The following is a 26,907-nucleotide window of genomic DNA, read 5'->3' on the forward strand; positions in this document are numbered from 1 at the left end:
CCTCCAGGCTGTCCGCGCTTACGCGTCCTGACGCTTCAGGCGGGCGTACGCACGCTGGCGGGCCTGCGCGTCGAGCTCCACCTTGCGGATGCGCACGGCGTCGGGCGTGACCTCGACGCACTCGTCCTCACGAGCGAACTCGAGGCACTCCTCGAGCGACAGCTGGCGTGACGGCGTCATCGACTCGAAGGAGTCCGCGTTCGCCGAACGCATGTTCGTGAGCTTCTTCTCCTTGGTGATGTTGACGTCCATGTCGTCGGCGCGCGAGTTCTCGCCGATGACCATGCCCTCGTAGACCTCTTCCGTGGGGTTGACGAAGAACGTCATCCGCTCCTGGAGGTTCGTGATGGCGAACGGCGTGACGACACCCGAACGGTCGGACACGATCGAGCCGTTGATGCGGGTCTGGATCGGGCCGGCCCACTCGGCGTAGCCGTGCGAGATCGCGTTGGCGATGCCGGTGCCGCGGGTCTCGGTGAGGAACGCGGTGCGGAAGCCGATCAGGCCACGCGACGGCACGATGAACTCCATGCGGATCCAGCCGGTGCCGTGGTTCGTCATGTTCTCCATGCGACCCTTGCGCGCGGCCATGAGCTGCGTGATCGCGCCGAGGTGCTCCTCCGGCGTGTCGATCGTCATGTGCTCGTACGGCTCCTGGAGCTTGCCGTTCTCGTCACGCTTGGTGACGACCTGCGGCTTGCCGACCGTGAGCTCGAAGCCCTCACGACGCATCTGCTCGACGAGGATGGCCAGCGCGAGCTCGCCGCGGCCCTGGACCTCCCACGCGTCCGGACGACCGATGTCGAGGACCTTGAGCGAGACGTTGCCGATGAGCTCGCGGTCGAGGCGGTCCTTGACCATGCGCGCCGTGAGCTTATGGCCCTTGACCTTGCCGACGAGCGGGCTGGTGTTCGTGCCGATCGTCATCGAGATCGCCGGGTCGTCGACCGTGATGGTCGGCAGCGGGCGGACGTCCTCGGGGTCGGTCAGGGTCTCACCGATGGTGATCGTGTCGAAGCCGGCGACGGCGACGATGTCACCGGGGCCCGCCGACTCGGCCGGGTAGCGCTCGAGCGCCTTGGTGACGAGGAGCTCGGTGATGCGGGCGTTCGCGACGGTGCCGTCGTGCTTGACCCACGCGACCGTCTGGCCCTTCTTCATCGTGCCGTGGAAGATGCGGAGCAGCGCGAGGCGACCGAGGAACGGCGACGCGTCGAGGTTCGTGACGTGCGCCTGCAGCGGGTGCTCGTCGTCGTACTTCGGGGCCGGGACGTGCTGCAGGATCGCCTCGAACAGCGGCTCGAGGTCGTCGTTGTCAGGCAGCGAGCCGTCGGCCGGCTTGTTGCGGCTGGCCGCACCCGCACGGCCCGAGGCGTACACCACGGGGACGTCGAGGATGGCGTCGAGGTCGAGGTCGTCGACCTCGTCCGACAGGTCGGACGCGAGGCCGAGGAGCAGGTCCTGCGACTCGGAGACGACCTCGTCGATGCGGGAGTCCGGGCGGTCCGTCTTGTTGACGAGCAGGATCACCGGGAGCTTCGCCGCGAGCGCCTTGCGGAGCACGAAGCGGGTCTGGGGCAGCGGACCCTCGGACGCGTCGACGAGCAGCACGACACCGTCGACCATGGAGAGGCCGCGCTCGACCTCGCCACCGAAGTCGGCGTGACCCGGGGTGTCGATCACGTTGATCGTGATCGGGCCGTCCGAGCCGAACTCCGTCGCGTGCTTGCCGTTGTAGAGCACCGACGTGTTCTTCGCGAGGATGGTGATGCCCTTCTCGCGCTCGAGGTCGTTCGAGTCCATCATCCGGTCTTCGCCCTCGAAGTGGGCGTCGAACGAGTTGGTCTGCGTGAGCATCGCGTCGACGAGCGTGGTCTTGCCGTGGTCGACGTGTGCCACGATGGCGACGTTGCGCAGGTCGGACCGGGTGGCGAGCGCCATACAGGACATCCTTCAATTTCTTGGGAAGAGTCGGGCCGGCAGCATCGGCGCCACGCCCGCGGGCAGAACGCCCGACACGCCAGTCTACCGGTAGTTCGCAACCGACAGGAGTACAGCCGATGAGCCGACGGCGAACGTGGACCGAGATCACGATCGTGCTCATGCTCTCGCTGGGTGGCAGCGCCCTGTACTCGGTGCTCCAGATCATCGACGACCTGTCCCAGACGACCCCCCTCGGACAGCAGTCCACGGCGCTCAACACGTCGACGACCACGGTGCAGTACGTCGACCTCGCACGGCAGCTGGTCGGCATCGCGGTCGACCTGGCGCCGGTGGCCCTCGTCTGCTTCCTGCTCTGGAGCACGACGCGCCCGCACCTCGCCCGGCTGGGCATCGACCGGTTCCGCGCACGCCCCGACCTCGGTGGCGCGGCGCTCATCGCCCTGTGCATCGGCATCCCGGGGCTGGCGCTGTACTTCACGGGCCGCGCACTCGGCTTCACCGTGAACGTGAACCCCGCGGCGCTCGACTCGTACTGGTGGACGATCCCCGTCCTGCTGCTGTCCGCGATCCGCTCCGGCCTGCAGGAGGAAGTGATCGTCGTCGGGTACCTGTACGAGCGCCTCGGGGGCCTCGGGTGGGGCCGCTGGCAGATCATCCTGTCGACCGCCGTCCTGCGGGGCAGCTACCACCTGTACCAGGGCTTCGGCGCCTTCGTCGGCAACGCCGTGATGGGCGTCGTGTTCGGCTGGATCTACACGAAGTGGGGCCGGCTCCTCCCGCTCGTGATCACGCACTGCCTGCTCGACGCCGCGGTGTTCGTCGGGTACCCGTGGGTCGCGCACGCGTTCCCGCAGCTCTTCCGCTGACCGGACCCACAGAGAACCCACAGCGCGGCGCGGCGACGCACCGATCCCGCGGCCCTAGCGTGAGCACATGAGCATCCCCGAGATCGGCGATCCTGCGCCGGGCTTCACCCTGCCCGGCATGATCGTCCGCGACGGGACACGCCTCGACGACGAGTACTCGCTGTCCGCCGAGATCGGCCGGACGATCGTCCTCGCCTTCTACCCCGGCGACGCCTCCCCCGTCTGCACCGCCCAGCTCTGCAGCTACCAGGAGGAGCTCGACGACTTCGGCGACCTCGGGGCCGTCGTGTGGGGCGTCAGCCCGCAGGCGCTCGACTCCCACGAGGACTTCGCCCGCGGCTCCTCGCTCACCTTCCCGCTGCTCAGTGACACCTCGGGCGACGTCATCCGCGCCTACGGCGTGCAGGCGCCGGGCATCGGGCTCCGCCGTTCGGTGTTCGTCATCGGCCCCGACGGCGTGGTCCGCTGGCGGCACGTCGGACTCGTCGGACTGCGCTTCCCGAAGGCCGAGACGATCCGGGCGCAGATCGAGCTCCTGGTCGCCTGAGCGCACCCTCGATGCGCGTGCATTCAGTTCCCGCACGATCAGCGTGTCGATTTCCGGAAATAAGTCCAGTGGGGTATTGACACCCGAACTGGGGGCCGAGGAACATTGTCCGCACGAGAGGTCCACACAGGATCTGCCTCCCCGGAGAATCGGGTCGTCCGGAGATACGCGCCGGTGTGTCACACCCGCTCCCCGGACGTCTCCGGGGAGGCATCTCGTCACTGCGTCTCGTACGCTCGTCGGCGTGACCACGATCCTCGCCCCCGGCATGCGCACGCTCGCCGTCGTCCTCTGGGTCGCCGCCGTCGCCCTCGTCCCGCTCGCGCTCATCACCGGTGACACCCCCTGGCTCGCGCCCGTCCCGAGCCTGTTCATCGCCTTCGTCGCCTGGGCGGTGCTGTGGCGGCCCCGGTACGAGCTCACGTCGGAGCACCTCCGCATCGTCGACGTCCGGCGCACGAGCACGTACGCCTGGCGGCGCGTCACCGAGGTCCGCACCAAGTACGGCATCGAGGTCGTCTCGAGCGAGGGCGTCCGTCGCACCTGGCTCGCGACCCGCAGGTCGGCACGGCTCAGCGCCGTGGTCGACGGACGGCCTGGAGGCGCGGATCACCTCGACGTCGACGCTGCGGCCGAGCGCATGCGGGCCTTCGTGCCCGCCCCGCCGGCGCAGAACGGCCGACCTCCGGCGACGGTGACGGCTGCGCCGATCACCCACCGCGCGCACGGATGGACCGTCGTCGGGCTGATCGTCCTCGGCGTCGTCGCGACCATGGCGGCCGCGCAGCTCTGACTGCAGCCGCTGGGCGCTGGCTGCTGGTTGCTGGCGCCTGTGGGCTGTTCCGCTCGTAGGCTGCCGTTCCGCGCGTAGGAAGCTGTTCCGCTCGTAGGGGGCCGTTCCTTCCTGCTCCCAACGCGCGAACCCGCTTCCTCCTGCACCCGTCATGGGACAGAACGTGCATGGCAGGGCCGCACCGCGCCTCCAGGCCGATGCTCGCGGGCCGACCCGCTCATAGGAAGCCGTTCCGCTCGTAGGAGGCCGTTCCTTCCTGCTCCCAACGCGCGAAACCGCTTCCCACTGCACCCGTCATGGGACAGAACGGACGCAGGAAACACGACATCCCCGACGTCGTGGGACGTCGGGGATGTCGTTCGGTGTCGGCGGCGGCTACTCGTCCGAGCCCGCGGCGAGGATCTGCCGGCGCAGCTCCCGACGCTCGCGCTGGACGTCCGGGTCCGGCAGGGGCACCGCGGCGATGAGTCGCTGCGTGTACGGGTCCTGCGGGTCGCGGAGGATCTGGTCGCGCGTGCCGACCTCGGCGAGGTGACCGTGGTGGAGCACCGCGATCCGGTCGGCGAGGACGTCGATGACCGCGAGGTCGTGCGTCACGAACAGGCAGGCGAAGGCGAACTCACGCTGCAGGTCCTTGAGCAGCTCGAGGACGGTGGCCTGCACCGACACGTCGAGCGCCGACGTCGGCTCGTCCGCGATGAGCAGCTTCGGGCGCAGGGCCAGCGCACGGGCGATGCCGATGCGCTGCTTCTGCCCACCGGAGAGCTCGTGCGGGAACCGCGTGGAGTACGCGGTGGGGAGACGGACCGCCTCGAGCAGGTTCTCGACCTCGCGCTCGAGCTCGCGACCCTTCATGCCCTTGCCGAGCAGCAGCGGCTCACCGATGGACTGCCCGATCGTCATGCGCGGGTTGAGCGACGACGACGGGTCCTGGAAGACGATGCCGGCGTTCTGGTGCACCTGGCGGACGAGCGAACGGGTCGGCTTCGAGAGGTCGACACCGGTGACCTCGAGGCCGCCCGAGGTGATGGGCAGGAGGCCGATCGCCGCGCGGCCGAGGGTCGACTTGCCGGAACCCGACTCGCCCACCAGGCCCACGACCTCGCCCTCGTGCACCGTCAGGTCGACGCCGTCGATGGCACGGAAGGCCTTGACCCGCCCGCGACCCGGGTACTCGATGACGACGTCCTTGAATTCGAGCACCGCCGGGCCGAGTGTCTGGACGACGTCGGTGTGGAGCAGGGTCTCCCCCACCTGGACCGAGGTGTCCTGGTTCTCCTGCTCGACGACGGACTCGAGGGTCTCGGTGAGGTCGATGACGACGTCGCCCGCCTGGCCGAGCCGGGGCACGGCGTCGAGCAGCGTCTGCGTGTACTCGTGCTGCGGGGCGGCGAAGACGTCGCGCACGCTGCCGGTCTCGACGGCCACACCCTGCTTCATGACCACGATGCGGTCGGCGAGGTCCGCGACGACGCCCATGTCGTGGGTGATGAGCAGCACCGCGCTGCCGAGCTTGCCGGCGAGGTCGCGGATGAGGTCGAGGATCTCGGCCTGCACGGTGACGTCGAGGGCCGTCGTGGGCTCGTCGGCGATGAGGAGCTTCGGGTCGCAGGAGATCGACTGCGCGATCATGGCACGCTGCCGCTGACCGCCCGAGAGCTGGTGCGGGTACGAGTCGAAGGCCTTCTGCGGGTCGGGCATCTCCACCAGGGTGAGCAGCTCGATCGCGCGGGTCTTCGCCTCGCTCGGCGAGATGCCGTAGTGGATGCGGAGCGTCTCGACGATCTGCGACCCGACGGTGAAGACCGGGTTGAGGGCCGTCATCGGCTCCTGGAAGATCACCGCGATCTCCTTGCCGCGGTACTCGCGCAGCTGCGCCGACCGGAGGCCGAGGAGCTCGGTGCCGTTGAACTCGATCGACCCGTTCACGCGGGCGTTCCGTGGCAGGAGGCCGAGGATCGACATCGAGCTCACGGACTTGCCGGAGCCGGACTCGCCCACGAGCGCGAGGACCTCACCGGAGCGGATCTCGTAGGAGAGCTTCTTGACGGCGGGGGTCCAGACGTCGTCGACCGCGAAGTCGACGTCGAGCCCGGAGACCTTGACGACGGGGGTGCTGGTGGCGGCCGGGGTGGTGGCCGCGGAGGCGGGCGTGCTCAACGACGTCCGGTCCTTTCCCGGCCGCTCGTGGCGACCGCGTGGGTGGTGATGGTGGAGCGCTGGCGTCGGGGCTGCAGGCGTGCGGAGCGACGGCTCCGACCTGCGACGATGGAGGCATGCCTGCCACCCCGACGACGCGCGATGTGTTCGTGTCCCAGTTCAACCGCGGACTCGCGATCGCCCTGTGGCTGATCGTGGCCCTGCTCTTCGTCACGACGGTGCTGAACGACACGACCTGGCAGGACCGTGTCCTCGCCCTCGTGCCGACGGCCTTCGGCGTCCTGCTCGGCTGGGTGGCGCTCTGGCGTCCGCGACTGACGGTCGGCGACGACGGCATCGAGGTCGTCAACGTCTTCCACACGGTGCGGGTGCCCTGGGCGGCGCTCGTGCACGTCGACACGCGCTTCGCCCTGACGCTCGTCACGCCGAACCGCAAGGTCGCCGTCTGGGCGGCCCCGGCCCCCGGTCGAGCCGGCGTCGCCCTGGCCCGCCGGCAGAACCAGCGTCACGGCAACGTCGTGCCCGACACCGGGGACGGCAACCGCCGCGCGGGCGACCTGCTGTCCACGGCGTCCGGCGACGCGGCGTACCTGATCCGCCACCGCTGGGACGACCTGCGCGAGCGCGGCGCCATCGAACTCGGCACGGCGGACACCGTGCGCGTGCCGGTCACGCTGCACTGGGCGTCGATCGCGCTGCTCGCGGCGACCGCCGTCGGTGGCTGGTTCGCCATCGCGGCTCGCTAGGACCCGGGGGGACGTCACGCGCTGATCATCTCCGAACCGGAGGTGTTCTCCGGCTCGCGCGTCTTGCGGAGGCTGAACCGCTTCGAGCGCGGGTCGAACGCGTCGCGCAGGCCGTCACCGATGAAGTTCACGCAGAGCGCGAGCAGCACGATGAACGATGCAGGCCACCAGAACAGGTACGGACGCGTCTGGAACGCCGACTGGTTCTGGCTGATGAGCAGACCGAGCGACGAGTCCGGCGCCTTGATGCCGTAGCCGAGGTAGCTCAGGGCCGTCTCGAGCAGGATCGCGGAGGCGATGAGCAGCGTCGCGGAGACGATGATCACGCCGATCGCGTTCGGCAGGATGTGCCGGAAGATGATCCGGCCGTCCGAGGCACCGGCGACCCGGGCCGCCTCGACGAACTCACGCTCGCGGAGCGACAGGAACTCGGCACGCACCAGACGGGCGATGACCATCCAGGAAACAAGGCCGAGCAGGAGCGCCAGCCCCCACGCGCCGAGACCGTTGGCCGTCTTGCCGACCACGGCACCGATCACGATCGCCGGGATGACGATGAAGATGTCGGTGATGCGCATGAGCACGGCGTCGACGGTGCCGCGGAAGTAGCCCGCGATGGCGCCGACGACGACACCGATGATCGTCGCGAAGACGCCGATCACGATCATCACGAGCACCGAGTTCTGGATGCCGCGCATCGTCAGGGCGAAGTAGTCCTTGCCGATGCGGTCCTGCCCGAACGGGTGGTCCGAGGTCGGGGCGCCGCCGTTCTGCAGGTCCTCGAGCGCCTTGTACGAGTAGTGCCACCAGCCCGGGATCGGACCGAGGCCGACCGCCGAGACGGCGAAGACCAGCACGAGGACGTAGACGATCAGCGCGATGACCGCGAGGCGGTTGGCGAGGAAGCGACGGAGGATGATCCGTCCCTGGCTCTCGCCGAGCTGCTTCTCGTGGGAGTCCGGGGTGTTCCCGACGCCCGTGCCGTCGCCGATGTTGGGTTCGAGCGGTGCGCCGCCCTGGATGGTGCTCATCGGGTTCCCTCCTGGGAGTGCAGGGTCGTCGGTCCCGTCGTCGCGGTCATCGGACACGCACCCGCGGGTCGAGGGCCGAGTAGGCGAGGTCGGCGAGGAAGTTGAACGCGATCGCGGTGATCGCGATGACGAGGAAGTACCCCATCACCGGGTTCACGTCCGTGATCGACAACCCGCTGTTGAACAGGCTGCCCATGCCGGAGATGGCGAAGACGCGCTCGGTGATGATCGCGCCACCGAGCAGCGCGCCGATGTCGGTCGCCACGAGGGTCGCGATCGGGATCAGCATGTTGCGGAGCGCGTGGCGCACGATGACGGTGCGCTCCGGCAGGCCCTTCGCACGGGCGGTGCGCACGTAGTCCTGGTCGAGGACCTCGAGCATGCCCGAGCGGGAGTACCGCGTGTAGCTCGCGAAGCTGATGAGCAGGAGCGAGATCGTCGGCAGCAGCAGGTGCGTGTAGGTGTCGATCCCGTTGATCCAGAAGTCACCGGTCAGCCCGGGCGTCTGCGAACCGACGGTCGCGATCGGACGGGACACGTAGTTCTGCGTGTAGTCGATCCACGAGCGCATGAAGCGGTCGAGCAGGATGACGCCGGCGCTCAGGAACGCGGTCAGTGCACCGATGCGCATCATCAGGCCGCGGTCGTGGCCGCCGACGAACCAGCCGGACGCCAGCCCGACCAGGACGGTGACCACCGCGAGGATGAAGATCGTCGCCCCGGACGAGACGTTGAGCAGCCCCTGCAGCGCGAAGTAGCAGACGATCGCGACGAGCACGTTGATGCCCGCGACGAGCCATGCCCGACGGTTCTTCGTGCCGGCGAGCAGCGCGACCATGGCCAGGCCGATACCGGCGCTGAACAGGATCACGAAGACCGGACCGAGCGACGGGTTGGTGAACCACCCGGTCGCCTGCATGAGCAGCAGCATGCCCGCGGTCACGACGGCGCTGATCGCACCGACCACGAGCCGACGCTTGAGGATGCCCCCGACGACGAGCTGGATGACCAGGCCGACGACTATCGCGATGACCACGAGGTTGACCGGTGGGATCTTCGGGTCGACGAGGAAGTTGTTGTAGTCGAGCGCGATGAACGACTTCAGCAGCACGGCCATCAGGAAGGACGGCAGCGAGTACAGGAAGAAGCTGACCAGCGTGATCGAGTAGTCGAAGCCCGAGTAGACGCGGAGGGCGGTGACGACGCCGAGGCCGATGCCGAAGATGATCGCCAGGATGAACGAGAACGTCACCAGCTGGATCGTCGAACCGACGGCCTGCGGGAGGAGCTCGGCGACCGGCTGGTTGTTGAACGTCGTGCCGAGGTCGCACTGACCGATGACGCACTTGCCGACGCCGGTGATCCAGAGGCCCCAGCGGAGCGGCGGGATGACGTCGAGGTGCTGCGCCGCGGTCCGTGCAGCGATGAGCTGGTCACGGTTCGGCGAGTTGCTGCTCTGGAGGTCCTGCAGGGGGTTTCCCGCGATCGCCGCCAGGTTGTACATGATGAACGATGCAGCGATGAGGATGAGGACCGAGACGAGGATCCGTCTCGCGATGAAACTCACCATGGGCGATGGGTGCCTCTCCGGTGTGGTGGATCGTACTGCTGGTCGTCCGATCGGGCGGCCCGAGCAGCAAGAGTACTGGGTCCCGCCACGCGGTCTTCGTCGACTGCGTGCGGCGGTGGGTGCCGGGGTCTCCGGCGGAGGGTGGGGGCCGGGCAGGGTCCCGGCTCACGGGAGGGCGCCGGACTCGTCGAGTCCGGCGCCCCCTCGTGTGTGGTGCTGATCAGCGACCGGTCAGGATCACTTGGTCCAGTCCCAGACGTTCCAGACGATGCCCGTCTGGCCGCCGAAGTACTTGACACCCTTCAGCTGCGAGCTCGTGGCGAACAGCCCCGGGCTCTGGAACAGCGGCAGGCCGTAGGCCTGGTCGAAGGCGATCTTGTCGATCTGCTGCTTCATGTCGTCGAGCTTCGACTCGTCCAGGGTCGTCTGCGTCTCGACAGCGAGCTTCGAGGCCTCTTCGTTGGCGAACTTGTTGTAGTTGCCCTCGTTGTTGGTCTGGAAGAGCTGCGGGATCGCGGCGTTGCCGGCACCCGGGTTGACCCAACCGAAGATCGAGGCGTCGTAGTCGCCGCCCGCGAGGAGCGAGGACCAGTCGGGCGAACCGCCGTCGACGACCTTGATGCCGGCCTTGGCGGCCGAGGACTGGATCGCCTGGAAGGTGTCCACGCGGTTCGGGTTCTCGGTGTTGTAGAGGATCTTGACGGTCGGGGTCGCACCGTTCAGGAGCTTCTTCGCCTGGTCGATGTCGACCTTCGAGTACTCGTCGGAGTCGTTCGACTTCACGGCCTCGTCGTAGCCGTCCTGGCCCGGCAGGTAGAGCTGCGAGTCGAGGACCTTGGCGTCCTTCTGGATCGGGGTGACGATCGACTTGAGGATCTGGTCACGCGGGATCGTGAGGAGGAAGGCCTTGCGGACGTTCTCGTCCTTGAACACGGACGAGCCGAAGTTCAGGTCGAGGTGGTCGTAGGCGACCTGGGCGCCGTCGATGACCTTGACGCCGGAAGCGGCGTCGAGGGCCTTGACGGTGTCGGCGGACGCCTGCGGCTGGATCGCGTCGACCTCGCCGTTCTGGAGGGCCGTGACCTGGGCGTTGGCGTCACCGATGAAGCGGACGACGAGCTTGCCGAAGTTCACCTTGTGGTCGCCGGTGTACTCCGGGTTCGGCACGAAGGTCATCGACTGCTTCGGGGTCCAGGCGGACACCATGAGCGGGCCACCCGAGACGAGCAGCTTCTTGTCGCTCGGCAGGCTGGTCTTGTCGTAGCCCGTGTTGATGAAGTCGGCGACCTTCTTCAGCGTCGAGTTCGCCGGGGCCGGGTTCGCGGTGTCACCGGCCGGGGTGTCCTTGAGCGCCTTGAGCAGGTCGTCGGTGGTCGTGCCCGCCTCGTCCGCGACGACGTGCGCCGGGAACTGGATCGGGTTGACGAGGTTCCAGTCGACGTACGGCTTCTTGTACGTGAGGGTGATCGACGTCTTGGTGATGTCGGTCGGGTAGTCCGTCTGGAACGGCGACGCGGCGGCGAGCGAGAAGTACTGCGTCCCGCTGGTCACCTTGCCGTCGGCGTCCTGCGTGTCGGAGTCGTAGTACCCGGAGGCCTGCGCCCAGCCCAGGAGGAGGTCGTCAGAGGTGATGGCCTTGCCGTCGGACCACTTCGCGTCCTTGTTCAGCGTGTACTTGACCTTGAGCGGGTCGTCGCTGAGCTTCTTGACGGTGCCGAGGTCGGTGTTCGGCGTGATCTTGTAGTCCGAACCCAGGGTCACGAACTGCGGCTGCGTCATGTAGTTGAGCATGCCGTTCATGTCCAGGTTGCCCTGGGGGGTGTTGAAGTTGAACGACGTGACCTCGTTCACCTGCGCGATGGTGATGGTCTTGTTCGACGCCGAACCGGACTCGTTGGCACTCGGAGAGGTGGTGCAGCCGGCGAGGGCGATCGCTGCCGCCCCGGCCAGGGCGACGACGCCGAGCAGCTGGCGTCCCCGCTTCTTGGTGATGTTCACTCTGTGATCCTCCTGATGGAATGTGATCGAACGTGCAGGAGGCATGCCTCCACGGCGCGTTCGCAAGAACCATAGGTGCGGGTCGGAGGGCCCTCAAAATCTCCGGAGAAGTTGTTACACACCGGAAACGTGCGCGGCAGATCGTTGCGTGAGACTGTGAATATTTGCGCCACTACGGTGCCATACGCAACGCGTGCGCTTGACGTTGCAAAGGATTCTGAACAGTCTTGCAACACACCCCGGAGTCGATGAACGCTCGGGGAACGTCTCGCGGCAGGTTCCGAGGACGCCGGACCGAGTCTGGCCGTAGCGTGAACACGTGCTCGCGAACGACATCCCCCACCTCCACGTCCCGTCCTCCCCCACCGTCAGCGGCGATCCCCGGAGCGGAGGTGCAGCCTTCGTCGCGGTCTCGCGACCGGACCTCGAGCAGGACGCCTACCGCAGCACGATCGAGCGGGTGACCGGCGACGGTGCCGTCCGCTGGACCGCCGGTGACCACGACTCGTCGCCTGTTCTCTCCCCCGACGGCCGGTGGCTGGCGTTCCTCCGCAACGACGAGAAGGACCGTCCCCAGCTCGCTGTCGCGCCGGTCGACGGCGGCGAGGCCCGTGTCGTCACCGCACTGCCCCTCGGCACCGGGACGCCCGTCTGGTCCCCCGACTCCACGCGCGTCGCCGTCACGGCACGCTTCCCCGAGCCGGGCCGCTACGGGTCGGCCGTGTCCGGAACCGACCGCCGTCCGGCTCCGAACGCCGAGGCTCCGCGTCTCATCACCCGGCTGGACTTCCACGTCAACGGCACCGGGTACCTGCTGGACAAGCCGCAGCAGTTGGTCGTCGTGGACGTGACCGACCGCGACGCCCCGCTCGTCGACTCCGCGCTGACGAGCGCCCCGTGCTCCGTCTCCGCGCCGGTCTGGTACCCGGACGGCAGCGCGCTGCTCGTCGTCGCACCGCGCGACCTCGGAGCCCGCGAGACGCACGACGACGACCTCTACCGCGTCGACGCCGCCGAGGGGACGATCACCCTCGCCGTCCGCACCGAGGGCTCGGTCAGTTCCGCCACGGCGACCCCTGACGGCACCGTCTACTACACCGGTGCGTCCCACCTCGAGGGTCGGCTGGTCGGCGAGCCGGAAGGCCTCTGGGCGGCTGCGCACGGCAGCGACCCCGTCCGCCTGACCGCGCGCGAGACGGTCGACGTCACGGGGACGCCCGTGGTGCACGGCGACGACGTTCTGATCGCCGTCCTCGACCGCGGCACCGTCGGGATCCGCCGGGTCCCGACGGGGACGGCTGCGCCGCTGCAGCTCGACGAGCTCCCGACGGTGCTCGGCGGCCACGTGGTCGTGTCGGGCTTCGACGTGGACGGGGACGTGCTCGTCGCGACCGCCGGCACGCCGGCATCCCCCGGCGAGGTGCACGTCCTCGACCTCACCGAGCGAAACGACGGATCCACCAACCCCGGCGCGCAGCCCGCCACCGTCCTCACCGACTACGCCGCACCGCTCCGCACCGACGCTGCGGTCCCAGGGGTCCGCCGTATCGAGGAGCTCACCGGCACCTCCCCCGACGGCGCCCCGGTGCACGGCTGGGTCGTCCTGCCCGAGGGCGAGGGCCCGCACCCCGTGCTCCGGGTGGTCCACGGCGGCCCGTTCGGCCAGGACACGTGGGCGTTCTTCGACGAGGCGCAGGTGTACGCCAGCGCCGGCTACGCCGTCGTCATCGGCAACCCGCGCGGTTCCGGCGGCTACGGCCTCGAACACGGCCGCGCGGTCATCGGGGCGATGGGCACCGTCGACGTGGACGACGTGCTCGCCCTGCTCGACGCCGCACTCGAGCGACCCGACCTCGACGCGACCCGCGTCGGCATCATGGGCGGCTCGTACGGCGGCTTCATGACGAGCTGGGTCGCGGCGCACCACGGCGAGCGCTTCGTCGCCGCGTGGAGCGAGCGTGCCGTGAACGCCTGGGACTCGTTCGCCGGCAGCTCCGACATCGGCTGGTTCTTCGCGGACGCGTACGTGGGCGCGGACCCGGAGGAGCAGCGTCGCCGCAGCCCGTTGTCGTACGCCCACCAGGTCACGATCCCGTTCATGGTCGCGCACTCCGAGGAGGACTGGCGCTGCCCGATCGAGCAGGGACAGCGGCAGTTCGTCGCGCTGAAGCGCGCCGGTGTCGACGCTTCGTTCCTGGTGTTCCCGGGTGAGGGGCACGAGCTATCGCGCGCGGGTCGTCCGCAGCACCGCGTGCAGCGGTTCGAGCACGTGCTCACGTGGTGGGCGAAGCACCTGCCCGTCACGCCGGTCGCCTGACCGGCCGGACGACGGACGGGAGGCGCGGTGCCAGCTGGCACCGCGCCTCCCGTCATCGGGACGCCGTCATCAGGTGTTGTACTGGGCGAAGACCGACTGCGCCCCCTCCCCGCCGAAGGGGAGCGCCACCCACGTCAGCCCGACCTGGCCACGGACGTTGCCGTCGTAGGTCGTCAGGGTCCGGTTGACGGAGTACGTGTTGCACCCGGCTGCCGGGATGTCCTTCGTGCCGTGGTCCTTGTTCGCACCCGGGTGGTAGGTCGTCACCGTCGGCGAGATGAAGTTCGGGGTGGCGCCGGGCAGCTTGCCGACGCAGACCCGCACGGAGTCCAGGTGTGCGGACTTGGCGGAGACCGACGACCAGTTCGAGTAGATGGCGAGGCTGATGCTCGAGCCGTCGACCACCGGGTAGGTGAGCGTCGACGTGTACTGCCCCGCCTTGGTCACCCGCGTGGTCGTCTCGGACGCTGCGTGCGCCGGTGTGGCGACGCCGATGGCGAGGACCGCTGCGGCGCCGGCGGCCACGGTGGCGGCCCAGCGCCCTCCCCGGGTGAAGCCCCGACGGGCTCGGTGTTCCGTGCTGGTGTTCGTGTTCGTGATCGTCATGTGGTTCCCCTCTCACTGTTCCAATCGGACCCGTCCAGGTGACCAGTGCGGTCGGACGGGTGTCGCGGGTGCTCAGGGAATGCACGAGAACATCGGTTGGTCGGTGCCCGCCCCGACGACGCGGGGCGGGCACCGCCGACAACGGCACCGTCGGTCAGGCGAACGCCTCGACCGGCGGGCAGGCGCAGACCAGGTTGCGGTCGCCGTAGGCCTGGTCGATCCGTCGCACCGGCGGCCAGTACTTCCGGGCGCTGATGCCCGGCAGCGGGTAGACGGCCTGCTCGCGCGTGTACGCGTGCGTCCACTCGCCGGAGATCACCGACGACGCCGTGTGCGGCGCGTGGACGAGCGGGTTGTCGTCCGCCGGCCACTCCCCACGCTCGACGGCCGAGGCCTCGGCGCGGATCGCGAGCATCGCGTCGACGAACCGGTCGAGCTCGGCCAGGTCCTCGCTCTCGGTCGGTTCGACCATGAGCGTGCCCGCGACCGGGAACGACATCGTCGGCGCGTGGAAGCCGTAGTCGACCAGGCGCTTCGCGACGTCGTCCACGGTGATGCCGGTGGTGTCACGCAGCGGGCGGAGGTCGAGGATGCACTCGTGCGCCACGAGGCCGTCCTCGCCCGTGTAGAGCACCGGGAACGCGTCCCGCAGGCGGGCGGCGATGTAGTTCGCCCCGAGCACGGCGGCCTCGGTCGCACGGGTGAGCCCCTCGAGCCCCATCATCCGGACGTAGGTCCAGGTGATCGGCAGGATGCTCGGGCTGCCGTACGGTGCCGCGCTGACGGGACCGCCGGCGTGCGCCAGGCGGTCGTCGGCATCGGCGCTCGTCGCGCCCGTGCGCCGGTCGGCCTGCTGCGCGAACGGGTGTCCGGGCAGGAACGGTGCGAGGTGCGACTTCGCCGCGACCGGTCCGACGCCGGGTCCGCCGCCACCGTGCGGGATGCAGAACGTCTTGTGCAGGTTGAGGTGCGAGACGTCGCCGCCGAAGTCGCCGAACCGGGCGTGACCGAGCAGGGCGTTGAGGTTCGCCCCGTCGACGTAGACCTGGCCGCCGGCGTCGTGCACGGCGTCGCAGACCTCGCGGATGTCGTGCTCGTAGACGCCGTGGGTGGACGGGTACGTGATCATCAGCGCCGCGAGCTGCTCGCCGTGCTGCACCGTCTTCGCGCGGAGGTCGTCCAGGTCGACGTTGCCGTTCTCGTCGCAGGCCACGACGACGACCTTCATGCCGGCGAGGACTGCGGACGCCGCGTTCGTGCCGTGCGCACTCGACGGGATGAGGCAGACCGTCCGGGACTCGTCGCCACGGGACCGGTGGTAGCCGCGGATCGCGAGGAGTCCGGCGAGCTCGCCCTGGCTCCCGGCGTTCGGCTGCAGGGAGACGGTGTCGTACCCGGTGACCTCGGCCAGCCAGGTCTCCAGGTCACCGATCATGTCGAGGTAGCCCTCGACGTCCTCGCGGGGGGCGAACGGGTGCACGTTCGCGAACTCCGGCCAGGTCACCGCGGCCATCTCGGTGGCTGCGTTGAGCTTCATCGTGCAGCTGCCGAGCGGGATCATGCCGCGGTCGAGGGCGTAGTCCTTGTCGGCGAGGTGCTTCAGGTACCGCATCATGCGGGTCTCGCTGCGGTGCGCACTGAACACCGGGTGCGTCAGGTACTCGCTCTGGCGCTGGAGGGCGGACGGGAGGCCCGTGGCCGCGCCACGCACGGCCGCCTCGGTCGCGGGGACGGTCACGTCCACCGCCCCGAACACGCCCGCCAGGCGGGTGACGTCGTCGGGCGTGGTCGTCTCGTCGACGGAGAGCTGGAACAGGTCCTCGTCCACCCGGTGCAGCAGGAGGTCGGCGTCCTGCGCCGCGGCGACGACCGCCCCGGCGCGACCGGCGGCCCGCAGGGTGAGCGTGTCGAAGAACGCATCGTGCACGACGTCGAGACCGGCGTCGCGGGCGACCGCGGCGAGCGCCGACGTCGTCCGGGCCACCCGGTCCGCGATGAACCGCAGCCCTTCGGGCCCGTGGTAGACCGCGTACATCGAGGCCATGACGGCGAGCAGGACCTGCGCGGTGCAGATGTTGCTCGTCGCCTTCTCGCGGCGGATGTGCTGCTCGCGGGTCTGCAGGCTGAGTCGGTAGGCCATCGCGCCGTCGGCGTCGAAGGACACCCCGACCAGGCGACCCGGCAGCTGGCGCTCGAGCCCCGCGCGGACGGCGAGGTACCCGGCGTGCGGCCCGCCGAAGCCGAGCGGGACACCGAAGCGCTGGCTGGTCCCGACGGCGACGTCGGCGCCGAGGTCACCGGGGCTGGCGAGCAGGGTCATGGCGAGCAGGTCGGCCGCGACGACGGCGATGCCGCCACCGGCGTGGACGCGCTCGATGGTGCTCGACGGGTCCACGATCCGTCCGGAGGCACCCGGGTACTGCAGGATGACGCCGAAGGCACCGTCGAGCTGCTCGTCACTCGGTCCGGCAACCGGGTCGAAGGACCGCAGCGTGATGCCGACGGCCTCGGCCCGGTGGTCGAGCAGCGCACGGGTCTGCGGGAGGAGGTCGGTGTCGACGAGGAACGCATCGCCCTTGACCTTGGAGGCGCGGCGGGCGAGGAGCATGCCCTCGACCACGGCGGTGCCCTCGTCGAGCATCGAGGCGCCGGCCGTGGCCATGCCCGTCAGGTCGGAGACCATCGTCTGGAAGTTGATGAGTGCTTCGAGCCGGCCCTGCGAGATCTCCGGCTGGTACGGCGTGTAGGCCGTGTACCAGCTGGGGTTCTCGAGCACGTTCCGCTGGATCACCGCGGGCGTGTGGGTGCCGTGGTACCCGAGGCCGATCATGGCGCGGCGGACCGTGTTGCGTCCGGCCTTCGCGCGGAGTTCGGCGAGCGCCTCGGTCTCGCCGACGGCGGCGGGGATGGACGAGCGTGACACCGGGGCGGCGTGGATCGACTCCGGGATCGCGGCACGGACCAACGCGTCGAGCGACGTGTGCCCGACCGCGTCGAGCATCGTCTGCTGATCGGCCGGCGTGGTGCCGATGTGCCGGTCGGCGAAGGACGTCTGGAGGTTCTCGAGGTCGCCGGTCATGCGATGGACGCCCGGTACGCGTCGTGGTCCATGAGGTCCTCGGGGAAGGACGTGCCGTCCACCTTGATCTTCACGAGCCAGCCGGCGCCGAACGGGTCCTGGTTGACGGTGTCCGGCGCGTCGACGACGGCGTCGTTCACGGCGACGACCTCGCCCTCGATCGGGGCGAACAGCTCACCGACGCTCTTGGTCGACTCGATCTCGCCGATCTGCTCGCCGGCGGTCGTCGCGGTGCCCACGGCGGGGAGCTCGACGTAGACGACGTCACCGAGCTGCTCGGCGGCGTGGTCCGTGATGCCGACGGTGACGGTGTCGCCCTCGACGAGGAGCCACTCGTGGTCGGCGGTGTACTGGAGTGCGGTCTGGTCGGTCACGGGATCAGCCTTTCTGAGGGCGGCGGTAGAAGGGGAACGCGGTGACGGTGCTGGGGATGGCCGTGCCGCGGACGTCGATGTGGAGGAGTTGTCCCTCGGTGGCGAGCGCCGGGTCGACGAACGCCATCGCGACGGGGTGTCCGAGCGTCGGCGAGAGCGCTCCGGAGGTGACGGTGCCGACGATCACGCCCTCGTGCACGATGTCGTACCCGGCCCGCGGCGCGCGACGGCCCTCGGTCACGAGTCCCACGAGGACACGCGCGTCGGTGGCGGGCACCACGCTGTCGGACCCGACGAAGTCACCGTCCTGGGCAACGACCCGGCCGAGCCCCGCCTGCGCCGGGCGCACGTCGGTGCCGAGCTCGTGTCCGTAGAGCGGCATGCCGGCCTCGAGCCGCAGGGTGTCGCGCGCGGCGAGCCCGGCGGGGACGACGCCACGGTCGGCACCGGCCTCGAGCAGGGCGTCCCAGAGCGCGGTCGCGACGGACGGGTCGCTGTAGACCTCGAAGCCGTCCTCGCCGGTGTACCCGGTGCGGGCGACGAGGACGTCGGACCCGTCGAACACGGCGTGCAGGACCCGGTAGTACCGGAGCTCGTCGAGCGGGGACTCCGGCTGCAGGCGGTCGGCGACGACGAGGGCGTCGAGCGTCCCGGCGGCCGCGGGCCCCTGGATCGCGACGAGCGCGGTGCTGTCGGAGTCGTCGGAGACCACGACGTCGAACCCGTTGGCGCGGGCGGTCAGGGCGTCGACCGCCACCTGCCGGTTGGACGCGTTCGCGACGACGAGGAAGACGTCCTCGTCGGTGCGGTAGACCACGAGGTCGTCGAGGATCCCGCCGTCCTCCGCCAGGAGCAGCGAGTACTTCGCCCGTCCGACGGTCATCGCGCCGAAGGACCCCGCGAGCGCGCGGTCGAGGAACCGGACGGCCTCGGCGCCGGTGACGCCGATCTCCGCCATGTGCGAGAGGTCGAACACCCCCGCCGCCTGACGCACCGCATGGTGCTCGGCGAGGTCGGACGAGTAGCGCACGGGCATGCGGTACCCGGCGAAGTCGGTGAAGGACGCACCGGCGGCTTCGTGCGCGGGTTCCAGCGGGGAGGAGCGCAGTGGGGACGGACTCATGGCGGAGTTCTCCTGGCATCGGCAGGGCCCGACGACCGTCGTCGGGTGGAACTCCCCCTCTGTCATGTGCCTGAGAGTTTCACCGCGGCCCGTGAGGTCCGGCGGCTTTCACCGTGGGCGAGACGACCGAGCGTCTGCTTTTCAGAGTGGCCTGTCCGCTGCGGTGTTGGACCTGAGAGATTGGCGGGGGGATTGCTCCTTCGGTGTCGATCCGGTGCCAGGGGCACCGCACGACGTCTCCCGCGACGGATGAGCGGCCGGTGTTCAGTTGTCCGCGCACGAGCATACCCAGCCCGCGTTACGGGCATGTGTCGTGTGCCGCGCTTCGACATCTCGTAGAATGCCCGGGTGGCAGGACAGCGATCGCGCCCCCGTGGGCAGCTGGAGCAGGCGGTGCTCGACGCGCTCTGGTCCGCCGAGACCGGGCACAGCGCTCATGAAGGGCTCAGTGCCCGGCAGGTGCTCGACGCGTTCCCGGAGCCACGCCCAGCACTGACGACCGTGCTCACGGTGCTCGACCGGCTCGGCCGCAAGGGCCAGGTGGAACGGCAGCACCACGACGATGCGCCACTGACCTTCCGCGCGACGAACAGCCGCGAAGAACAGACCGCCTCCCTCATGTCGAACGCCCTCGCGGCCGCGACCGACCGCGAAGCCGCCCTCCTGCAGTTCACGGGGTCACTCGCCTCCGACGACCTCGACGTCCTCCGCCGCGCCCTCGACGCCCGAGCCCGCTCCTGACGGACCCCCTGCCGTGGTCGTCACCGGAGTCGTCCTCATCGCGCTCGCCCTCGCGGTCGTGGTCCTCGCGCCCCGGTTCCTGACCCGCTCGGCGTGGACGATCGACCGTCCCCGCACCGCGCTCGTGTCGTGGTCGGTCGCCGTGCTCCTCGGCGTGGTCGGCTTCGTCGCCGGCATCACCCTCGTGGTCCTCGCGAACCGGCCGATCACCGACCCGTTCCGCCTCGGCGACTCCCCCACGCACGGCCTGAACATCGGCGTCGCACTGCTCGCGGTCCTCGCGTTCGTCATCGCGGTGCGCGTCCGCCCCGGCCCCGAGCACGACGCCGTCCGCGAGGCCATGCGCTCCGGCGCGGCCCCCCACCGCGAGATCGACGGCACGCCCGTCGCGGTCGTCGAGGCCGAGCACGCACTGGCTTGCGCGGTCCCCGGCAGGTCCGGCGGGGTGCTGGTGAGCACCGGGCTCGCGGACCGACTGCGGACGGACGAACTGGAGGCCGTGGTCGCCCACGAGCGAGCGCACCTGACCCAGCGCCACGCGATCGCGGTCGGGGTCGCCGAATCGATCGAGCGTGCGGTCCCGTGGATCCCGGGGGCACGCGCCATGGCGCGGTCGACGCGCGTCCTCGTGGAGTTCGCGGCCGACGACGCGGCCGCCCGCCGCGTCGGGCGGGACGCGCTGCGCCGGGCTGTCCTGGTGGCGGACGGGACGAGCGCGCTCGGGGCGATCCGTGCCTCCAGGCTGTCCTGAGGGAGCATCTGTCGGAGGCGAGGAATAAGGTGATCGGACCGTGAAGCCACTGACCGAAGCAGACATCCGTTCGTCGTTCGTCAACGCCACCCCGGACGAACTCGCCCAGCTGCCCATCCCGGGCCTGCACGAGATGCTCTGGGACGAGCGCGAGTTCCTCGGCTGGCGCGACCCCCAGGCCGCCCGCCGCGGGTACATCGTGTCCTGGATCGACGAGCGCCCCGTGGGCATCGTCGTGCGTTCCGCCGGTGGATCCCTGCGTCCCGGCATCGCCGCGATGTGCTCGTTCTGCCACTCCCCGCAGCCCGCGACCCAGGTGCGTCTGTTCTCGGCCGCACGCGCCGGCGAGTCCGGGCGGAACGGCAACACCATCGGCTCCTACATCTGCGAGGACCTCGGCTGCTCCATGCTGATCCGCACGGCACCGCCGCACCTCAACCCACCGGCGACGATCGCGATGCGGGGCGAGGCACTGCTGCAGCGGGTCCGGAACTTCACCGAGGACGTCGCGAAGACCGCATGAGTCGGTTCAGCACCGCGCGGTGGGCCGTCGTCGAGGAGCTCGGGGACGGCCGGTGGCGTCTCACCCTGCGTGACGAGGCCGACGACGAACTCGGGGCCTTCGGTCTCGGGGTGGAGGGCCCGTGGGACCCGGACGTCGAGCCGCACGTGGGCTTCGTGCTCGTGCAGCTCGGCCTGACACTGCGCGGCGCTCGGCCGTGGCGCACCGACGAGCTGGGCGACCAGCGGGCACCGGTGCTGCCGCTCGGCTGATCCGCGTCAGCTCGACCGCGTGTACCCGTAGAGGTCCTGCTGGACGCCGTTGACCCAGAGGTCGGGGCCGTCGGGCCGAGCGACGCGCAGGGTCCGGTTGTAGGCCTCATCGATGATCCTCGGCTCGAACCCGGCCTCGGTGAGGCGCGTCGCGAGCGCGTCGAGGTCCCCGGAGTACTCGAACGACAGCTCGACGCCGTGCTGGTCGGCCCCATGCAACGCCAGAGCGCCGCCGCCTGCCGCGGTGAAGTCGATCCACACACCGCTGTCCGACGTGAGCCGGCGACGGAGTCCCACCGCCTCGGCGACCCCTGCCTGGGCCGTGAGGTCGGCGCCGTACCAGATCGGCATCACCGTCAGCGGCGACGAGGTGCTCCCGGTCGCGGACGTCGACGTCGTCGCGGACATCGGGAGCGGGTCGCCGACCACGAGCAGCGGACCGATGTCGTCGAGGACGGTCCGGCGAACCGTCGCACCGGTGTCGACCAGGGTGCGCTCGAGGTCGTCGAGCGCGGCCGCGGAGTCGGTGAGCAGGACGATCTCGGTCCGTTCCTCGGCGACGGTGTCGACCCGGTGGACCGCGAGGACACCGTCCCCGGCGAACTCGGACCACACGTCGTCGCCGCCCGGCAACGGCTGGAGACCAAGGCCACTGGCGAGTGCGTGCCACGCGGGCGGATCGGTCGTGTACTGGATCTGCTGCACGGTGATCGTCATCGGGTTCCCCCTTCGGATTCGGAGACGTACGCGGCAGCGATGCGCTCGACGAGCGCGGAGAGCGAGACCCCCTCGTCGATCGCACGGTGCTTGAGGTCACGCACCAGATCGGCAGGGAGGTACACGTTGAACTGCACCTTCGGGCTGTTCGCCTGGGCTACCATGCTAGCAATCTAGCGCCGTGGCGCCGGATTGTCACGCGGTTCTCACTCGGTGGCGGCGACGAAGTTCCGCAGGATCTCGCGGTCGTCGTCGGCACGGGCCGCCCAGACGAGCTCGCTCCGGTGGTCGTCGGCCTCGAGCGGCAGCAGGACGACCGAGGCGGGCGCCGCCAGGGTGGCGCTCTCCGGCGCGACCGTCACCCCGAGGCCCGCGCCGACGAGGTGCAGGACGGTGGCCCAGGTCGTGGCCTCCTGCACGACGGTGGGACGGCGGGCTCCGGAGACGACCGGAGCGAGGTTGCGCTCCGTCGCGACCGAACCGGCCGCCGCCGGGAAGAACACGAACGGGTCGTCGAGCAGCTCCGGCCCGCGGATCGACGTCCGGTCGGCGAGCCGGTGCCCGTGCGGGACGGCGGCGACGAAGCGCTCGCTGCGGAACGGCAGGAAGCGCACGGCCGGGTCGGGATCTGGGTCCCGCACGATCGCCAGGTCGAGCTCGCCGCGGACGATCCGTGCCAGCAGCGTGGACGAGTACCCCTCGGTGAGTTCCACGCGCACGAGCGGGTAGCGCTCCCGGAACGCCTGCACCCGTTCGATGGGACCGAGCGGCAGCGCCGAGACGACGAACCCGACGTCGAGCCGACCGGCCTCGCCCCGACCCACACGCACCGTCTCGTCGAGGTCCCGGCGGGCCTGTTCCAGGAGCGACCGCGCTCGACCCTGCAGCACGCGTCCTGCCGGGGTGAGCGCCACGCTGCGACTCGTCCGGGCGAACAGGTCGACACCGAGGTCGCGTTCGGTCCGCCGGATCTGCTGCGACAGTGCCGGCTGGGCGATCCGGAGAAGTGCGGCGGCCCGTCCGAAGTGCAGTTCGTCGGCCACTGCGAGGAATGCCCGCAGCTGGCGGAGGTCGACATCTGGCATCCGATCCATGCACACAGCGTATCGATCGGCGCGAACGAGTATTGGACGCCGCTCGACGGGCAGTCGAGGATGGGTGCATGCCCGATGCGACCACCGCCGACACCCTCACCATCACCGACATCGCCTCGACCGCCGACGCCGAGGCCTTCCGGGTCCTCAACGAGGCCTGGATCAGCCGGTTCTTCACGCTGGAGGACGAGGACCGCAAGCTCCTCGGCGACCCGCTCGGCCAGATCGTCGAGCCCGGCGGTGCCGCGTTCGTCGCACGCCTCGACCAGGACGGTCCGGTCATCGGTTGCGTCGGCATCGCCCCCGTCGCCCCCGGGGTGTTCGAGCTCGTCAAGATGGCAGTCTCCCCCGAGCACCAGGGCCACGGCACCGGCCGGAAGCTCATCGCCGTCGCACTCGACGGCGCCCGGGCACTCGGCGCGCACCGGGTCGTCCTCGAGAGCAACGCCCAGCTCGCCAGCGCCGTGCACCTGTACGAGGCGTTCGGCTTCCGGCACCTCGGCCACGACGAGGTCGCCCCGAGCCCCTACGCCCGCGCCGACGTGCACATGGCGCTCGACCTCTGACCTCGGCCACGGCGGCGGAACGACCAGTCCGAGCCGCCGGATCGCGCGGGACCGTAACGGGGCAGCCCGGCCGTCCGATAGCGTCCGACGAGATGCGGATCCACGAGCGCGCCGAGACCGACCTCGACCCCCTGGTCGAGGTGCTCTGGCGCGTCCACGGCACCGGCTACCCCAGCACCTGGCCGGACGCGCCGCGCGACTGGATCTCCCCCGACGGCCTGCTGGGCGCCTGGGTCGCGGTCCACGACGACCAGGTCGTGGGCCACGTCGGCGTCGCCGTGCCGGCACCCGGTCGGATGGCCGAGGTCACCCGACTGTTCGTCGACCCCTCGCACCGCGGCAAGGGGATCGCCGACGCGCTCCTCGCCGCCGCCGAGGCCGCGGCACCAGGCACGCACCTGCGACTCGACGTCACCGAGGAGACACCCGACGCGTGGCGCCTCTACGAGCGCCGTGGCTGGTGCATGACCGGTCGCGGCCCCGCCGACTGGAGCAAGCCCTCGGGCGAGGTCCCGACAGTGCGGTACTACGCGAAGCGGGTCGGCTGAGCCGGTACGCTCGCGGCATGGCGACGTACGAGGTCCAGGCCGTCCGAGAGCGCGGCGCGTGGCAGGTCTTCATCGACGGGATCCTGGTGACCGAGGTCACGCGGTGGCCGTCCGTCGGGTTCGTGTCCCGTGAGTTCCTCGCGATGGATCGCACCGACGACCTCCGCATCCGTGTCGTGGGTCGCAACCAGTACGTCGACGACTGACGCGCCGAGCTCGCGGAGTGGGCCGACGCGCCTGACTCGATCCGCGCCTCCGGTCCGAGGACCCTGCCCGCCGCTCACGCGACGTGCCAGACCAGCCCCTCCTGCGCACTCGACGGGTAGGCCGCCGCGATCCGCAGCACGGCCTCGCGCAGCGTGTCCGGCGAACACGCCAGGTTGAGTCGCGCGAACCCGCGCCCCTGCGACCCGAACCCGAGGCCGGAGTTGAGCGCGACGTACGCGTGCTCGCGGAGCGGCACCGCCGGGTCGTCACCGAGCCCGATGCCGCGGAAGTCGAGCCACGCCAGGTACCCGGCCCGGGGCCGGGTGTACACGACGCCGGGCAGGTGCTCCGCCAACAGCGAGCCGAGCAGCCGCTCGTTCGCGACGATCCGGGCGACCACGTCGTCCAACCAGTCCGTCGCGAGCGTGAACGCCGCGAGGTTCGCGTGCAGCCCGAGGATGCTCGTGCGGCAGGCCACTTCCTCCCACAGGGTGTCGAGCAGGGTGGCGGTGCGCGCGTCCCCGGCGACGATGACGGAGCACTTCACCCCCGCGAGGTTCCACCCCTTGCTCGCACTCGTGACGCACACGCTGCGCGCCCCGGCGGGCTCGGCGATCGCGGCGAACGGCGTGAACTGGACGCCGGGGTGGGTCAGGGGTGCGTGGATCTCGTCGCTGATGACGAGCACGTCGTAGCGCGCGGCCAGTTCGGCGAGCGCCAGGAGGTCGGCGCGGTCGTGCACGAGGCCGACGGGGTTGTGCGGGTTGCAGAGCAGGAACACGCCGACACCGCTGGCGAAGGCGCGCTCGAGGCCCTCGAGGTCGAGCCGGTAGACGCCCCACTGTTCGAGCAGCGGGACCTCCTCGACCTGACATCGGGCCTCTTCGACGAGCTCGAAGAACGGCGGGTAGACGGGCGGCGTGATGGCGACCCGGCCGCCGTCGGGCAGCGCGAGCCGCAGCGACTCGACGATGCCGACGCTGACGTCCGTCGCCAGGTAGACGCGGCCCGGGTCGACGTCCCACCCCCACCGGTCCGCGGCGAACGACGCGAACGCGGGCGCGAGCGGCCCAGGACCGTCGAGGTACCCGAGGTCGGACTGCTGCACCCGCTCGATGAGCGCCTGCCGGATCGCCGGAGCGACCTCGTGGTCCATCTCGGCGACGAACAGGGGCAGCACGTCGGGCGCGTAGCGCGTCCACTTGATGCTCGTGCGGACCCCGCGGAGCGTGCCGACCGGGTCCTCCTCGTCGTGCGCCATGCGTCCCAGCATGCATCGGACTGGAGGCACGGCGCGAGTCCGGACGTCATCTCGCGTCGTCTGCGGGGCGGGTGACGGCCGGGGGCCGCCCCGTCGGCCGGGCACGCGGACCTGCCGGTCTGCGATCGTCCACTGAGCAGAAATCGTCGGGTCGCCGGCGCCGACTCGACGATTTCTGCTCCGTGGACGCGCGTCACCCTCGACGCTACGGTGACGTCGTGCGACGCACACGATGATCCCTGCCCGGGCTGGTCGGCCTACTGTCGGCGTCATGAGCACGAGCACCGCCGACAAGGCGACAACCCTCAAGCAGCTGCACGAAGCCCCCGAGATCCTCCGGGTCGTCAACGTCTGGGACGCGATCAGCGCCAAGGTCGTCAGTGACCTCCCCGAGACGAAGGCGATCGCCACAGCCGGTCACTCGATCGCGGCGAGCCACGGGTACGACGACGGCGGGATGCCGCTGGACGTCGCCCTCGCCGGCGCAGCCACGATCGCCGCCGCCACCGATCTGCCCGTCACCGCCGACCTGGACGACGGCTACGAGGACCCGGCCGAGACGATCCGCCGCGCAATCGGTTCCGGGATCGTCGGCGCGAACGTCGAGGACCGCCTGCGCCCGTTCGACGAGGCCGTCGCCCGCGTGGCCGCCATCACCGCCGCCGCGCAGACCGAGGGCGTCGACTTCCAGCTGAACGCTCGCACCGACGCGATCGCCCGCGGTGGCGACCGGCCACTCGACGAGAGCATCGCCGACGCCATCGCTCGCGGGAAGGCGTTCCTGGACAACGGCGCCGCCCTGGTCTTCGTGCCGGGAGCCATCCAGCGGGACGTCGTGGAGCGGCTCGTCGAGGGGCTCGGCCGCGGGAAGCTCTCCGTCATCGGCCTGCCCGGAGCCCTCCCCGCTGCCGAGTACGAGGCCCTCGGGGTCGCCCGGATCTCCTACGGCCCACTGACGCAACGCGTCGCGCTGCGCGCGCTCCGCGACCTGGCGACCGACCTGTACGGCGGTGGCGTCGTGCCGGAGGACACCCCGACCCTGAACTGAACCAGGAACCGGACTGGAGGCGCGGTGCCAGCTGGCTCCGCGCCTC

At 70.3% G+C, this 26,907-nt stretch carries 26 protein-coding genes and 2 riboswitches; of the genes, 13 read left to right on the top strand and 13 right to left on the bottom strand.

Translation table 11 applies throughout. The features are described from left to right. Positions 1–18: 18 nt before the first annotated feature. Positions 19–1,941, bottom strand: a complete 1,923-nt coding sequence (gene typA / locus FS532_RS13665) for a translational GTPase TypA (protein ID WP_097180683.1) — start codon at positions 1,939–1,941, stop codon at positions 19–21. Positions 1,942–2,060: 119 nt separating this feature from the next. Between typA and FS532_RS13670 the strand changes: the two genes are divergently transcribed. The 3 genes from FS532_RS13670 to FS532_RS13680 all read left to right on the top strand — a co-directional run bounded on the left by FS532_RS13670 (position 2,061) and on the right by FS532_RS13680 (position 4,150). After that, the gene (locus tag FS532_RS13670) at positions 2,061–2,810 is read left to right on the top strand and encodes a CPBP family intramembrane glutamic endopeptidase (RefSeq protein WP_144755270.1); all 750 of its coding nucleotides are present in this window, start codon (positions 2,061–2,063) and stop codon (positions 2,808–2,810) included. 67 nt (positions 2,811–2,877) lie between these two features. Beyond that, positions 2,878–3,357: a peroxiredoxin gene (locus FS532_RS13675; RefSeq protein WP_144755273.1), complete on the top strand. Its 480-nt coding sequence runs from the start codon at positions 2,878–2,880 to the stop codon at positions 3,355–3,357. Positions 3,358–3,601: 244 nt separating this feature from the next. Next, the gene (locus tag FS532_RS13680) at positions 3,602–4,150 is read left to right on the top strand and encodes a hypothetical protein (RefSeq protein ID WP_144755276.1); all 549 of its coding nucleotides are present in this window, start codon (positions 3,602–3,604) and stop codon (positions 4,148–4,150) included. Positions 4,151–4,525: 375 nt separating this feature from the next. Here FS532_RS13680 and FS532_RS13685 read toward each other — a convergent pair whose 3' ends face one another. Then, positions 4,526–6,310, bottom strand: coding sequence for an ABC transporter ATP-binding protein (locus FS532_RS13685; RefSeq protein ID WP_079238423.1), 1,785 nt, complete (start codon positions 6,308–6,310; stop codon positions 4,526–4,528). A 116-nt stretch (positions 6,311–6,426) separates the two neighbouring features. Between FS532_RS13685 and FS532_RS13690 the strand changes: the two genes are divergently transcribed. Continuing rightward, complete coding sequence (locus FS532_RS13690) at positions 6,427–7,056, top strand: PH domain-containing protein (protein ID WP_144755279.1); 630 nt, start codon at positions 6,427–6,429, stop codon at positions 7,054–7,056. Between the two features lie 14 nt (positions 7,057–7,070). Here the strand turns inward: FS532_RS13690 and FS532_RS13695 are convergent, their stop codons facing one another. From FS532_RS13695 to FS532_RS13705, 3 genes are all read right to left on the bottom strand, one after another. Further along, positions 7,071–8,087, bottom strand: coding sequence for an ABC transporter permease (locus FS532_RS13695; protein ID WP_079239202.1), 1,017 nt, complete (start codon positions 8,085–8,087; stop codon positions 7,071–7,073). A 46-nt stretch (positions 8,088–8,133) separates the two neighbouring features. Continuing rightward, positions 8,134–9,657, bottom strand: a complete 1,524-nt coding sequence (locus tag FS532_RS13700; protein WP_144755282.1) for an ABC transporter permease — start codon at positions 9,655–9,657, stop codon at positions 8,134–8,136. 237 nt (positions 9,658–9,894) lie between these two features. After that, complete coding sequence (locus tag FS532_RS13705; protein ID WP_144755285.1) at positions 9,895–11,655, bottom strand: ABC transporter family substrate-binding protein; 1,761 nt, start codon at positions 11,653–11,655, stop codon at positions 9,895–9,897. A gap of 319 nt (positions 11,656–11,974) precedes the next feature. Here FS532_RS13705 and FS532_RS13710 point away from each other — a divergent pair, with 319 nt between their 5' ends. Further along, entirely contained in the window at positions 11,975–13,972 is a 1,998-nt protein-coding gene (locus FS532_RS13710) for a S9 family peptidase (RefSeq protein ID WP_144755288.1), read from the top strand. A 69-nt stretch (positions 13,973–14,041) separates the two neighbouring features. Here FS532_RS13710 and FS532_RS13715 read toward each other — a convergent pair whose 3' ends face one another. The 4 genes from FS532_RS13715 to gcvT all read right to left on the bottom strand — a co-directional run bounded on the left by FS532_RS13715 (position 14,042) and on the right by gcvT (position 19,154). Then, positions 14,042–14,578, bottom strand: coding sequence for a hypothetical protein (locus FS532_RS13715; RefSeq protein ID WP_144755291.1), 537 nt, complete (start codon positions 14,576–14,578; stop codon positions 14,042–14,044). A 154-nt stretch (positions 14,579–14,732) separates the two neighbouring features. Further along, entirely contained in the window at positions 14,733–17,657 is a 2,925-nt protein-coding gene (gene gcvP / locus FS532_RS13720) for an aminomethyl-transferring glycine dehydrogenase (protein ID WP_144755294.1), read from the bottom strand. Then, the gene (gcvH, locus tag FS532_RS13725) at positions 17,654–18,031 is read right to left on the bottom strand and encodes a glycine cleavage system protein GcvH (protein WP_079238417.1); all 378 of its coding nucleotides are present in this window, start codon (positions 18,029–18,031) and stop codon (positions 17,654–17,656) included. The genes gcvP and gcvH overlap by 4 nt, the downstream gene beginning before the upstream one ends. Positions 18,032–18,035: 4 nt before the next feature. Then, positions 18,036–19,154 carry a glycine cleavage system aminomethyltransferase GcvT gene (gene gcvT, locus FS532_RS13730; protein ID WP_144755297.1) on the bottom strand — a complete coding sequence of 373 codons (1,119 nt, stop codon included), beginning with the start codon at positions 19,152–19,154 and terminating at the stop codon, positions 18,036–18,038. Positions 19,155–19,203: 49 nt separating this feature from the next. After that, positions 19,204–19,305: riboswitch (glycine riboswitch) on the bottom strand. Continuing rightward, a riboswitch (glycine riboswitch) is annotated at positions 19,306–19,407 on the bottom strand. Positions 19,408–19,502: 95 nt separating this feature from the next. Here gcvT and FS532_RS13735 point away from each other — a divergent pair. Genes FS532_RS13735 through FS532_RS13750 form a run of 4 tightly spaced genes read left to right on the top strand, consistent with a single transcriptional unit; the run spans position 19,503 to position 21,420 of the window. Then, positions 19,503–19,895 carry a BlaI/MecI/CopY family transcriptional regulator gene (locus FS532_RS13735; RefSeq protein ID WP_144755300.1) on the top strand — a complete coding sequence of 131 codons (393 nt, stop codon included), beginning with the start codon at positions 19,503–19,505 and terminating at the stop codon, positions 19,893–19,895. A gap of 13 nt (positions 19,896–19,908) precedes the next feature. Continuing rightward, complete coding sequence (locus FS532_RS13740) at positions 19,909–20,646, top strand: M56 family metallopeptidase (protein WP_144755303.1); 738 nt, start codon at positions 19,909–19,911, stop codon at positions 20,644–20,646. Positions 20,647–20,686: 40 nt separating this feature from the next. Further along, entirely contained in the window at positions 20,687–21,169 is a 483-nt protein-coding gene (locus FS532_RS13745) for an FBP domain-containing protein (protein ID WP_144755305.1), read from the top strand. Then, on the top strand, positions 21,166–21,420 hold the full coding sequence (locus tag FS532_RS13750; RefSeq protein ID WP_079238412.1) for a hypothetical protein: 255 nt from the start codon (positions 21,166–21,168) through the stop codon (positions 21,418–21,420). Before FS532_RS13745 ends, FS532_RS13750 begins: the two co-directional genes overlap by 4 nt. Positions 21,421–21,426: 6 nt before the next feature. On the opposite strand, the gene FS532_RS13755 is transcribed toward FS532_RS13750, so the two are convergent. The 3 genes from FS532_RS13755 to FS532_RS13765 are packed head-to-tail and all read right to left on the bottom strand — an operon-like array spanning position 21,427 to position 23,231. Beyond that, positions 21,427–22,137: a hypothetical protein gene (locus tag FS532_RS13755; RefSeq protein ID WP_144755308.1), complete on the bottom strand. Its 711-nt coding sequence runs from the start codon at positions 22,135–22,137 to the stop codon at positions 21,427–21,429. Continuing rightward, positions 22,134–22,301, bottom strand: coding sequence for a CopG family transcriptional regulator (locus FS532_RS13760; protein ID WP_144755310.1), 168 nt, complete (start codon positions 22,299–22,301; stop codon positions 22,134–22,136). Before FS532_RS13760 ends, FS532_RS13755 begins: the two co-directional genes overlap by 4 nt. A gap of 42 nt (positions 22,302–22,343) precedes the next feature. After that, complete coding sequence (locus FS532_RS13765) at positions 22,344–23,231, bottom strand: LysR substrate-binding domain-containing protein (RefSeq protein WP_144755313.1); 888 nt, start codon at positions 23,229–23,231, stop codon at positions 22,344–22,346. 68 nt (positions 23,232–23,299) lie between these two features. Here FS532_RS13765 and FS532_RS13770 point away from each other — a divergent pair, with 68 nt between their 5' ends. The 3 genes from FS532_RS13770 to FS532_RS13780 all read left to right on the top strand — a co-directional run bounded on the left by FS532_RS13770 (position 23,300) and on the right by FS532_RS13780 (position 24,551). Further along, complete coding sequence (locus FS532_RS13770) at positions 23,300–23,797, top strand: GNAT family N-acetyltransferase (RefSeq protein WP_144755316.1); 498 nt, start codon at positions 23,300–23,302, stop codon at positions 23,795–23,797. A 92-nt stretch (positions 23,798–23,889) separates the two neighbouring features. Then, a complete protein-coding gene (locus FS532_RS13775) occupies positions 23,890–24,345 on the top strand; it encodes a GNAT family N-acetyltransferase (RefSeq protein WP_144755319.1) in 456 nt (151 codons plus the stop codon). A 17-nt stretch (positions 24,346–24,362) separates the two neighbouring features. Continuing rightward, complete coding sequence (locus FS532_RS13780) at positions 24,363–24,551, top strand: hypothetical protein (RefSeq protein WP_079238408.1); 189 nt, start codon at positions 24,363–24,365, stop codon at positions 24,549–24,551. A 74-nt stretch (positions 24,552–24,625) separates the two neighbouring features. Here FS532_RS13780 and FS532_RS13785 read toward each other — a convergent pair whose 3' ends face one another. Then, positions 24,626–25,813 carry a MalY/PatB family protein gene (locus FS532_RS13785; RefSeq protein ID WP_260852732.1) on the bottom strand — a complete coding sequence of 396 codons (1,188 nt, stop codon included), beginning with the start codon at positions 25,811–25,813 and terminating at the stop codon, positions 24,626–24,628. Between the two features lie 271 nt (positions 25,814–26,084). Here FS532_RS13785 and FS532_RS13790 point away from each other — a divergent pair, with 271 nt between their 5' ends. After that, positions 26,085–26,861, top strand: a complete 777-nt coding sequence (locus FS532_RS13790) for an isocitrate lyase/PEP mutase family protein (protein WP_144755325.1) — start codon at positions 26,085–26,087, stop codon at positions 26,859–26,861. Positions 26,862–26,907 lie beyond the last annotated feature (46 nt).

The sequence above is a fragment of the Curtobacterium pusillum genome (genome assembly GCF_007673235.1).
Taxonomy (GTDB): Bacteria; Actinomycetota; Actinomycetes; order Actinomycetales; family Microbacteriaceae; genus Curtobacterium; species Curtobacterium pusillum_C.

Excerpts from the sequence above, each read along its gene's own strand:
- FS532_RS13765 (WP_144755313.1), bottom strand. The coding sequence starts at position 23,231 with ATGGATCGGATGCCAGATGTCGACCTCCGCCAGCTGCGGGCATTCCTC.
- FS532_RS13755 (WP_144755308.1), bottom strand. The coding sequence starts at position 22,137 with ATGACGATCACCGTGCAGCAGATCCAGTACACGACCGATCCGCCCGCG.
- gcvP (WP_144755294.1), bottom strand. The coding sequence starts at position 17,657 with ATGACCGGCGACCTCGAGAACCTCCAGACGTCCTTCGCCGACCGGCAC.
- FS532_RS13775 (WP_144755319.1), top strand. The coding sequence starts at position 23,890 with ATGCGGATCCACGAGCGCGCCGAGACCGACCTCGACCCCCTGGTCGAG.
- FS532_RS13780 (WP_079238408.1), top strand. The coding sequence starts at position 24,363 with ATGGCGACGTACGAGGTCCAGGCCGTCCGAGAGCGCGGCGCGTGGCAG.
- FS532_RS13785 (WP_260852732.1), bottom strand. The coding sequence starts at position 25,813 with ATGGCGCACGACGAGGAGGACCCGGTCGGCACGCTCCGCGGGGTCCGC.
- FS532_RS13770 (WP_144755316.1), top strand. The coding sequence starts at position 23,300 with ATGCCCGATGCGACCACCGCCGACACCCTCACCATCACCGACATCGCC.
- FS532_RS13790 (WP_144755325.1), top strand. The coding sequence starts at position 26,085 with ATGAGCACGAGCACCGCCGACAAGGCGACAACCCTCAAGCAGCTGCAC.
- typA (WP_097180683.1), bottom strand. The coding sequence starts at position 1,941 with ATGGCGCTCGCCACCCGGTCCGACCTGCGCAACGTCGCCATCGTGGCA.
- FS532_RS13750 (WP_079238412.1), top strand. The coding sequence starts at position 21,166 with ATGAGTCGGTTCAGCACCGCGCGGTGGGCCGTCGTCGAGGAGCTCGGG.
- FS532_RS13760 (WP_144755310.1), bottom strand. The coding sequence starts at position 22,301 with ATGGTAGCCCAGGCGAACAGCCCGAAGGTGCAGTTCAACGTGTACCTC.
- FS532_RS13670 (WP_144755270.1), top strand. The coding sequence starts at position 2,061 with ATGAGCCGACGGCGAACGTGGACCGAGATCACGATCGTGCTCATGCTC.
- FS532_RS13715 (WP_144755291.1), bottom strand. The coding sequence starts at position 14,578 with ATGACGATCACGAACACGAACACCAGCACGGAACACCGAGCCCGTCGG.
- gcvT (WP_144755297.1), bottom strand. The coding sequence starts at position 19,154 with ATGAGTCCGTCCCCACTGCGCTCCTCCCCGCTGGAACCCGCGCACGAA.
- FS532_RS13675 (WP_144755273.1), top strand. The coding sequence starts at position 2,878 with ATGAGCATCCCCGAGATCGGCGATCCTGCGCCGGGCTTCACCCTGCCC.
- FS532_RS13700 (WP_144755282.1), bottom strand. The coding sequence starts at position 9,657 with ATGGTGAGTTTCATCGCGAGACGGATCCTCGTCTCGGTCCTCATCCTC.
- FS532_RS13690 (WP_144755279.1), top strand. The coding sequence starts at position 6,427 with ATGCCTGCCACCCCGACGACGCGCGATGTGTTCGTGTCCCAGTTCAAC.
- FS532_RS13695 (WP_079239202.1), bottom strand. The coding sequence starts at position 8,087 with ATGAGCACCATCCAGGGCGGCGCACCGCTCGAACCCAACATCGGCGAC.